We start from the raw sequence: 9320 nt of genomic DNA, 5'->3' as shown, positions 1-9320 counted from the left end.
AATGGCTAAGGGAAAGTTCGAACGTACGAAGCCGCACGTGAATGTGGGGACGATTGGTCACGTTGACCATGGCAAGACGACGCTGACGGCGGCGATCACGACGATCCTGTCGAAGAAGTTTGGCGGTGAAGCGAAGGCGTACGACCAGATCGACGCGGCGCCGGAAGAGAAGGCGCGCGGCATCACCATCAACACTGCGCACGTTGAATACGAAACCGCGACGCGTCACTACGCCCACGTTGACTGCCCGGGGCACGCGGACTACGTCAAGAACATGATCACCGGTGCCGCCCAGATGGACGGCGCCATCCTCGTCTGTTCCGCCGCTGACGGCCCCATGCCGCAAACGCGCGAACACATCCTGCTCGCCCGTCAGGTCGGTGTGCCGTACATCATCGTCTTCCTGAACAAGTGCGACATGGTGGACGACGCCGAGCTGCTCGAGCTCGTCGAAATGGAAGTTCGCGAACTCCTCTCGAAGTACGACTTCCCGGGTGACGACATCCCGATCATTCACGGCTCCGCCCTGAAGGCCCTCGAAGGCGACCAAAGCGAAATCGGCGAAGCCGCCATCTTCCGTCTGGCCGACGCCCTCGACAGCTACATCCCGACGCCGGAACGCGCCATCGACAAGCCCTTCCTGTTGCCGATCGAAGACGTCTTCTCGATCTCCGGCCGCGGCACCGTGGTAACGGGCCGTGTCGAACGCGGCATCGTCAAGGTCGGCGAAGAAATCGAAATCGTCGGCATCAAGGCCACCGTCAAGACCACCTGCACGGGCGTTGAAATGTTCCGCAAGCTGCTCGACCAAGGTCAGGCTGGCGACAACGTCGGCGTGCTGCTGCGCGGTACCAAGCGTGAGGACGTCGAACGCGGCCAGGTGCTGGCCAAGCCGGGTTCCATCACGCCGCACACCCACTTCACGGGTGAAGTGTACGTGCTGTCGAAGGACGAAGGGGGTCGTCACACCCCGTTCTTCAACAACTACCGTCCGCAGTTCTACTTCCGCACGACCGACGTGACCGGTGCCATCGCGCTGCCGGAAGGTGTTGAGATGGTCATGCCGGGCGACAACGTGTCGATCACCGTCAAGCTGATCGCTCCGATCGCCATGGAAGACGGTCTGCGCTTCGCCATCCGCGAAGGCGGCCGTACCGTCGGCGCCGGCGTCGTGGCTAAAATCATCGAGTAATCGCAGTTTTCAAAGACGACGGGGTGGCTGGAGATGGCCATCCCGGAAGTCTCTGCCGCAGGGGTATAGCTCAACTGGCAGAGCGTCGGTCTCCAAAACCGAAGGTTGGGGGTTCGATTCCCTCTGCCCCTGCCATCATTCAATTAAGCTGAAGAAATGGCCGACAAACTCAAGTTCGCGCTGGCGCTTGCCCTGCTTGCTGCTGGCGTAGCCGGCTTTTATCTGCTTGCCGAGCAGGCCATGATTGTTCGCGTCCTGGCGGTTCTTGCCGGGGTGGCGTCGGCAGCTGCCATGGCTTGGATTACCGAGCCCGGGCGTCAGTTTTTCAGCTTCGCAAAAGAAGCTGTCAACGAATCACGCAAGGTCGTCTGGCCGTCGCGCAAGGAAACCTTGCAGACGACGGGGATGGTCTTCGCGTTCGTTGTCGTCATGGCGGTGTTTTTGTGGCTGGCCGACAAGAGTCTTGAGTGGATGTTGTACGACCTGGTTCTTGGATGGAAAAAATCATGAGCATGCGCTGGTACGTCGTACACGCCTATTCCGGTTTCGAGAAGAGCGTTCAGCGTGCGCTGGTGGATCGCGTTGCGCGCCAAGGCATGCAGGACAAGTTTGGTCAGATCCTCGTGCCGGTAGAAGAAGTCGTCGAGCTCAAGGGCGGCCAGAAGAGCATTTCCGAACGGAAGTTTTTTCCTGGCTACGTGCTCGTCGAGATGGAGATGGACGACGAGAGCTGGCACCTGGTGAAGAGCACGCCGAAAGTCACCGGTTTCGTCGGTGGCGCAGCCAACCGCCCGACGCCGATTTCCGAAAAGGAAGTCGAAAAGATCAAGCAGCAGATGCAAGAAGGCGTCGAGAAGCCGCGTCCGAAAGTGCTTTTCGAGCCGGGCGAAGTGGTGCGCGTCAAGGAAGGTCCGTTTACCGATTTCCACGGCTCCGTCGAGGACGTCAATTACGAAAAGAACCGTCTGCGGGTGTCGGTGACCATCTTTGGTCGCGCAACGCCGGTAGAGCTGGAATTCAGTCAGGTCGAGAAGGCCTGATGCTGATCTGATGACAGGCGGCTTCGCGCCGCCTGTTCTGTAGCGCGGTCTTATGGCCGCATCTGTCGTTTGGGGAGCGCCTTTTGCGGCGCGCTGGTACCCATCAATAGGAGTCTTAACGTGGCAAAGAAAATTGTCGGCTTTATCAAGCTGCAAGTTCCCGCCGGGAAGGCGAATCCGTCGCCCCCGATCGGTCCGGCGCTGGGTCAGCGCGGTCTGAACATCATGGAATTCTGCAAGGCCTTCAACGCCCAGACGCAAGGGCTTGAACCGGGTCTGCCGATTCCGGTCGTGATCACGGCCTTCGCGGACAAGAGCTTCACGTTCATCATGAAGACGCCGCCGGCCACCATTCTGATCAAGAAGGCCGCCGGTGTGCAAAAGGGTAGCGCCAAGCCGAACGTCGACAAGGTCGGCAAGCTGACGCGCGCCCAGTGCGAAGACATCGCCAAGGCAAAAATGCCGGACCTGACCGCCGCCGACATGGATGCCGCCGTGCGCACGATCGCCGGCAGCGCCCGTTCGATGGGTATTACCGTGGAGGGCATCTAACATGGCCGCTCTGAGCAAACGCCAACAAGCCCTGCAAGGCAAGATCGATCGCAATCGCAGCTACCCCGTCGCTGAAGCGCTGGCGCTGGCGAAGGCCGCCGCGACTGCCAAGTTCGACGAGTCGATCGACGTTGCCGTCAATCTCGGCATCGATGCACGCAAGTCCGACCAGCTGGTTCGTGGCTCCGTCGTCCTGCCCGCGGGTACCGGCAAGACCGTTCGCGTCGCCGTGTTCGCACAAGGCGACAAGGCTGACGCAGCGCGTGCTGCTGGCGCTGACATCGTCGGCTTCGACGATCTGGCGGCCCAGATCAAGGCTGGCGAAATGAACTTCGACGTCGTCATCGCGACGCCGGACGCCATGCGCGTTGTCGGTCAATTGGGTCAGATCCTCGGCCCGCGCGGCCTGATGCCGAACCCGAAGGTGGGTACGGTGACGATGGACGTCGCTACTGCCGTGCGCAACGCCAAGGCCGGTCAGGTGCAGTACCGCACCGACAAGGGCGGCATCATTCATTGCACCATTGGTCGCGCGTCGTTCGACGTCGAAAAGCTGCAGTTGAACCTGAAGGCGCTGGTTGATGCGCTGAGCAAGGCGAAGCCGGCAAGCGCCAAGGGTCAGTATCTGAAGAAGATTGCGCTGTCGAGCACGATGGGTCCGGGCGTCCGGATCGATATCGCTTCGCTGCAAGCTTGATTGTACGGCGACGGCAGGTAGCCCCTGTCGTCGCCTTGAACTTTGGGCCGTCGTTTTTCGCTGCATCGGGAAAACGACGGATCGTCAAAGACCGCAGGCGCCGGAGGGGATGTTTCCCGACGGTTTAAGCGCATACGCGACCTGCGCAGACGGTGTGCCCAGAACAGGATATTTCGTCAGCGCCTTCTGGCGGTGACGCTGCTCCTGATCCAGGTCGCCGTAGGTGCGGCGTGTCCAGCCGGACATGCCGTGTGTTGACTTGATAGGAGGACAGGCCCGTGGGTCTCAATCTTGATGAAAAGAAAGCCGTCGTTGCCGAAGTCTCGGTGAAGGTGGCGAGCGCCCAGACGATCGTCCTGGCCGTGTATAGCGGGCTCGCCGTCGGCGATCTCACCCGCTTGCGCGCGCAGGCACGCAAGTCAGGTGTCTATTTGCGCGTGCTGAAGAACACCCTGGTGCGCCGCGCCGTTGCAGAAACTCCCTTTGCTGTGCTCGCTCCCGAAATGTCGGGCGCCCTGATCTACGCGATTTCCGAAGATCCGGTCGCTGCGGCGAAGGTGCTGGCTGACTTCGCGAAGACCAACGACAAGCTCGTGCTGAAGGCCGGTAGCTACGGCGGTAAGGTGCTCGACAAGGCAGGTGTGCAAGCGCTGGCATCGATCCCGAGTCGCGAAGAACTACTGGCGCGCCTCGTGGGCGTCATGCAAGCGCCGGTTGCCGGTTTTGCTCGTGCTCTCGGCGCCCTGGCGGCGCAGCGCGGCGAGCCCGCTACCGAAGAAGCGACCGCCTGAGCACTTGTTGCTTCAGCGCTGTCACACACTCAATTCGCATTTGAATCTGCAACATCCCGTTATTAGGAGTTAATCGATTATGGCTATCAGCAAAGAAGACATCCTCGACGCCGTTGGCAACATGACGGTTCTGGAACTGAACGATCTGGTCAAGGCGTTCGAAGAAAAGTTCGGCGTTTCCGCCGCTTCGCTGGCCGTGGCTGCCCCGGGCGCTGCTGCTGCGGCTCCGGCTGAAGAACAGACCGAATTCACCGTCATCCTCGCCGCTGTTGGCGACAAGAAGGTTGAAGTCATCAAGGTCGTTCGCGCCGCTACCGGCCTGGGCCTGAAGGAAGCCAAGGACGTCGTCGATGGCGCGCCGAAGCCCGTCAAGGAAGGCGTGTCGAAGGCCGACGCAGAAGCCCTCAAGCAACAACTCGAAGCCGCTGGCGCCAAGGTCGAGGTCAAGTAATTGCTTCACCGCAACGCGGGCCGGCGGCATTTTTGCCGTCGGCCCGCTTGTGCTTTTCCGGAAACCCTCGCGGCGCTGTGCCGTCGGCCGAAACGATGGGTTAGCAGGCAAACGCAAGAGTGGATGGATGACGGTGCCGGGATGCCCGGTGCGAAGGCCTTGCCTTCCAGTCGTCTTGCGTTTGTCCGCTGCATACTGTTCGGAGCACCCCGCTCCGTGCCAGCGTGCAATTGAGGATTTTTGCTTTCTAAGCTCGGAGCGACCATGACCTACTCCTATACCGAGAAAAAACGCATCCGCAAGAGCTTCGCCAAGCGCGCCCGCGTGCTCGACGTGCCCTTCCTGTTGGCGACGCAGCTCGATTCCTTTGCCTCTTTCCTTCAGGCCGAAGCGCCTGTCGCACAGCGGCGCATGCAGGGCTTGCAGGCGGCGTTCAGCTCGATCTTCCCGATCGTCAGCCACAGCGGTAATGCGCGTCTCGAATTCGTCAGCTACACGCTGGCTGACCCGGCATTTGACGTCAAGGAATGCCACCAGCGCGGACTGACCTACGCCTCGGCGCTGCGCGCCAAGGTTCGCCTCGTCATCCTCGACCGCGAAGTTCCGGATACGGTCAAGGAGGTCAAGGAACAAGAAGTCTACATGGGGGAAATCCCCCTGATGACGACGACCGGCTCTTTCGTGATCAACGGAACCGAGCGCGTCATCGTTTCGCAGTTGCACCGTTCGCCGGGCGTTTTCTTCGAGCACGACCGCGGCAAGACGCACAGCTCCGGCAAGCTGCTCTTCTCGGCACGCGTCATTCCCTATCGCGGTTCCTGGCTCGACTTTGAATTCGATCCGAAGGACACGCTGTTCTTCCGCGTCGACCGTCGTCGCAAGATGCCGGTGACGACGCTGCTGCGCGCGATTGGTCTGTCGACCGAACAAATCCTCAGCGGATTCTTTGAATTCGACACCTTCACGCTCGGCGCCAAGGGCATCGAGTTCGAACTCGTCCCCGAACGTCTGCGTGGCGAAGTGGCGCGCTTTGACTTCGTCGATCCGGCTACCGGCACGACGATCGTTGCCCGCGACAAGCGTGTGACGGCCAAGCACATCCGCGAACTCGACGCCGCTGGCGTTCGCCGCATCGTGGTACCGGAAGACTTCATCATCGGCCGCGTCGTGGCGCGCAACATCATCGACGCGGAGACCGGCGAGATCGTCGCCAACGCCAACGACGAAATCACCGAAGCCTTGCTCGCCCGCCTGCAGGAAGCCGGCGTAACGACGCTGCCGACGCTCTACATCAATGATCTGGATCGTGGCGCTTTCATCTCGCAAACGCTGCGCGCGGACGACACGTCCTCGCGTCAGGCCGCGCGCGTCGCTATCTACCGCATGATGCGTCCGGGCGAACCGCCCACGGAAGAATCGGTGGAGATCCTCTTCCACGGCTTGTTCTACTCCGACGAGCGCTATGACCTGTCGGCGGTTGGCCGCATGAAGTTCAACCGCCGCGTCGCCCGCAAGGACGTTGTCGAGCACAAGGTGATGATCAAGCACGTCAGCGGCAAGCGCGACACGCTGCTGCAATCGATTTGCGAAGCTACGGGCCTCGCCGCGACGACGATCGAACAAGTCCTCGCCGAGCTGACCTACGGCCCGCGCGCCCTCGCCGAAAACCTGAACGAAGCCGAGGCGCAAAAGATGGCCGCCGCGCTGAAGACGCTCGGTGTGCAGTCCGAAGTGCGCGAGCAGCTGACGCTGTCGCCGCGCGACATCGTCGAAGTGATCAAGATCCTCGTCGAGCTGCGCAATGGCCGCGGCGAAATCGACGATATCGACCACCTCGGCAACCGCCGTGTGCGTTCGGTCGGCGAACTCGCCGAGAACCAGTTCCGCGCTGGTCTCGTCCGTGTCGAACGTGCCGTCAAGGAACGTTTGAGTCAGGCCGAATCTGACAACCTGATGCCGCACGACCTGATCAACGCCAAGCCGATCAGTGCGGCGATCAAGGAGTTCTTCGGTTCGAGCCAGCTGTCGCAGTTCATGGACCAGACCAACCCCTTGTCCGAGATCACGCACAAGCGTCGCGTCTCGGCCCTCGGCCCGGGCGGTCTGACGCGCGAGCGCGCCGGCTTCGAAGTGCGCGACGTGCATCCGACGCACTACGGCCGCGTCTGCCCGATCGAAACGCCGGAAGGTCCGAACATCGGCCTGATCAACTCGCTCGCGCTGTACGCCCGCACCAACGAGTACGGCTTCCTCGAAACGCCGTATCGCAAGGTGGTCGACTGCCAGGTCACCGACCAGATCGAATACCTGTCGGCGATTGAAGAAGGCAGCTATGTCATCGCCCAGGCGAACGCGGCGCTCAACGACGCAGGCTTCCTCAGCGATGAACTGGTGACCTGCCGTGAAAAGGGTGAAACGATTCTCGCCGAGCCGGCACGCGTTCAGTACATGGACGTTGCGCCAGGGCAAATCGTCTCGGTCGCCGCATCGCTGATTCCATTCCTTGAGCACGACGATGCGAACCGCGCCTTGATGGGCGCCAACATGCAACGTCAGGCCGTGCCTTGCCTGCGTCCACAGAAGCCGCTCGTCGGCACCGGCATCGAACGCACGGTCGCCGTCGACTCGGGCACGGCGGTGCAGGCGCTGCGTGGCGGTGTCGTCGATTATGTCGATGCCTCGCGCGTCGTCGTTCGCGTCAATGACGCGGAAACGATCCCGGGTGAAGTCGGCGTCGACATCTACAACCTCGTCAAGTACACCCGTTCCAACCAGAACACCAACATCAACCAGCGTCCGCTGGTGCGTGTTGGCGACATCATTGCCAAGGCGGATGTGGTGGCCGATGGCGCGTCGACCGACAAGGGCGAACTGGCCCTCGGTCAGAACATGCTGGTCGCCTTCATGCCGTGGAACGGCTACAACTTCGAAGACTCGATCCTCATCTCCGAGCGTGTCGTTGCCGAAGACCGTTACACCTCGATCCACATCGAGGAACTGACCGTCGTCGCGCGTGACACCAAGCTCGGGCCGGAAGAAATCACGCGCGACATCGCCTCGCTCGGCGAAGCGCAACTCGGGCGTCTCGACGAGTCGGGCATCGTCTACATCGGCGCGGAAGTCGAGGCCGGCGACGTGCTCGTTGGCAAGGTGACGCCGAAGGGCGAAACCCAGCTGACGCCGGAAGAGAAGCTGCTGCGCGCGATCTTCGGCGAGAAGGCGTCCGACGTTAAGGACACCTCGCTGCGCGTGCCGTCGGGTATCGCTGGCACGGTCATCGACGTTCAGGTCTTCACGCGTGAAGGCATCGAGCGCGACAAGCGCGCGCAGTCGATCATCGACGACCACCTGCGTGGCTACAAGCTTGACCTCGCCGACCAGCTGCGCATCGTCGAACGCGACACCTTCGCGCGTGTCGAGCGTCTGATCACGGGCAAGCAGGCTAACGGCGGTCCGAAGAAGCTGGCGAAGGGTTCGGCGATCACCAAGGAATATCTGGAGCAGATCGATCCGCACCACCGCTTCGACATCCGCATGGCCGACGAAGAGATCGCGCACCAGCTCGAATCGCTGCGCGAGAGCCTTGAGCAGACGCGCAAGGACTTCGACCTCGCGTTCGAAGAAAAGCGCAAGAAGCTCACGCAGGGCGACGAACTGCCGCCGGGCGTGCAAAAGATGGTCAAGGTCTACGTCGCCGTCAAACGTCGTCTGCAGTCGGGCGACAAGATGGCCGGTCGTCACGGTAACAAGGGTGTCGTCTCGCGCATCGTGCCGGTGGAAGACATGCCTTACACCGCCGATGGCAAGCCGGTCGACATCGTCCTCAACCCGCTCGGCGTGCCGTCGCGGATGAACGTCGGTCAGATTCTCGAAGTCCACCTCGGCCTCGCGGCAAAGGGGCTTGGCAACAAGATCGACGCCATGCTGCGTCGTCAGAGCACGATCGAAGAACTGCGTGGTTTCCTGTCTCAGGTGTACAACACCGAAGGTCGTCACGAAGACCTCGATCAGCTCAGCGACACCGAAATTCTCGAGATGTCCCGCAACCTCGTCGATGGCGTGCCGTTCGCGACGCCGGTGTTCGACGGCGCCAAGGAACGCGAGATCAAGGCCATGCTGCGCCTCGCCGACATGCCGGAGTCCGGTCAGATGACGCTGTTCGACGGCCGCACCGGCGACGCGTTCGAGCGCACGGTGACCGTCGGCTACATGCACATGCTGAAGCTGCACCACTTGGTCGACGACAAGATGCACGCCCGTTCGACCGGCCCGTACTCGCTCGTCACCCAGCAGCCGCTGGGCGGTAAGGCGCAGTTCGGTGGCCAGCGCTTCGGTGAAATGGAAGTGTGGGCGCTGGAGGCCTATGGCGCGTCGTACGTGCTGCAGGAAATGCTGACGGTGAAGTCGGACGACGTAAACGGACGGACCAAGGTCTACGAAAACATCGTCAAGGGCGAACACAAGATCGATGCCGGCATGCCGGAGTCGTTCAACGTGCTGGTCAAGGAAATTCGCTCGCTGGCGATCGATATCGATCTCGAACGCTCGTAATACGCAGGAAGGACTGCCGCCGCAGCAATGCGGCGGCGACGGCGGC

8 protein-coding genes and 1 tRNA gene are annotated in these 9320 nt (G+C 61.7%); all 9 read left to right on the top strand.

Features of this window, described 5'->3' with window-relative positions:
- The first annotated feature begins 1 nt into the window (after position 1).
- The 9 genes from tuf to rpoB all read left to right on the top strand — a co-directional run bounded on the left by tuf (position 2) and on the right by rpoB (position 9274).
- Complete coding sequence (gene tuf / locus GHK24_RS12200) at positions 2-1192, top strand: elongation factor Tu (RefSeq protein WP_153473156.1); 1191 nt, start codon at positions 2-4, stop codon at positions 1190-1192.
- Positions 1193-1251: 59 nt separating this feature from the next.
- A tRNA-Trp gene (locus GHK24_RS12195) sits at positions 1252-1327 on the top strand.
- 21 nt (positions 1328-1348) lie between these two features.
- Positions 1349-1702 (top strand): preprotein translocase subunit SecE, encoded by a 354-nt coding sequence (gene secE, locus GHK24_RS12190; RefSeq protein WP_153473155.1) that lies wholly within the window; start codon positions 1349-1351, stop codon positions 1700-1702.
- Complete coding sequence (nusG, locus tag GHK24_RS12185; RefSeq protein ID WP_153473154.1) at positions 1699-2232, top strand: transcription termination/antitermination protein NusG; 534 nt, start codon at positions 1699-1701, stop codon at positions 2230-2232. The genes secE and nusG overlap by 4 nt, the downstream gene beginning before the upstream one ends.
- Positions 2233-2352: 120 nt before the next feature.
- Entirely contained in the window at positions 2353-2784 is a 432-nt protein-coding gene (gene rplK / locus GHK24_RS12180; RefSeq protein ID WP_167681033.1) for a 50S ribosomal protein L11, read from the top strand.
- Position 2785: 1 nt separating this feature from the next.
- A complete protein-coding gene (gene rplA / locus GHK24_RS12175; RefSeq protein WP_153473153.1) occupies positions 2786-3481 on the top strand; it encodes a 50S ribosomal protein L1 in 696 nt (231 codons plus the stop codon).
- Between the two features lie 278 nt (positions 3482-3759).
- Entirely contained in the window at positions 3760-4272 is a 513-nt protein-coding gene (gene rplJ / locus GHK24_RS12170) for a 50S ribosomal protein L10 (protein WP_167681037.1), read from the top strand.
- A 79-nt stretch (positions 4273-4351) separates the two neighbouring features.
- On the top strand, positions 4352-4723 hold the full coding sequence (gene rplL / locus GHK24_RS12165) for a 50S ribosomal protein L7/L12 (RefSeq protein ID WP_153473152.1): 372 nt from the start codon (positions 4352-4354) through the stop codon (positions 4721-4723).
- A 264-nt stretch (positions 4724-4987) separates the two neighbouring features.
- Positions 4988-9274 (top strand): DNA-directed RNA polymerase subunit beta, encoded by a 4287-nt coding sequence (gene rpoB / locus GHK24_RS12160; RefSeq protein ID WP_153473151.1) that lies wholly within the window; start codon positions 4988-4990, stop codon positions 9272-9274.
- The last annotated feature ends 46 nt before the right edge of the window (positions 9275-9320 follow it).

This window comes from Rhodocyclus gracilis (assembly GCF_009617575.1).
Classification (GTDB): Bacteria; Pseudomonadota; Gammaproteobacteria; order Burkholderiales; family Rhodocyclaceae; genus Rhodocyclus; species Rhodocyclus gracilis.
Note: the sequence above shows the minus strand (reverse complement) of the source record. Positions and strands in the feature narration are given on the sequence as shown.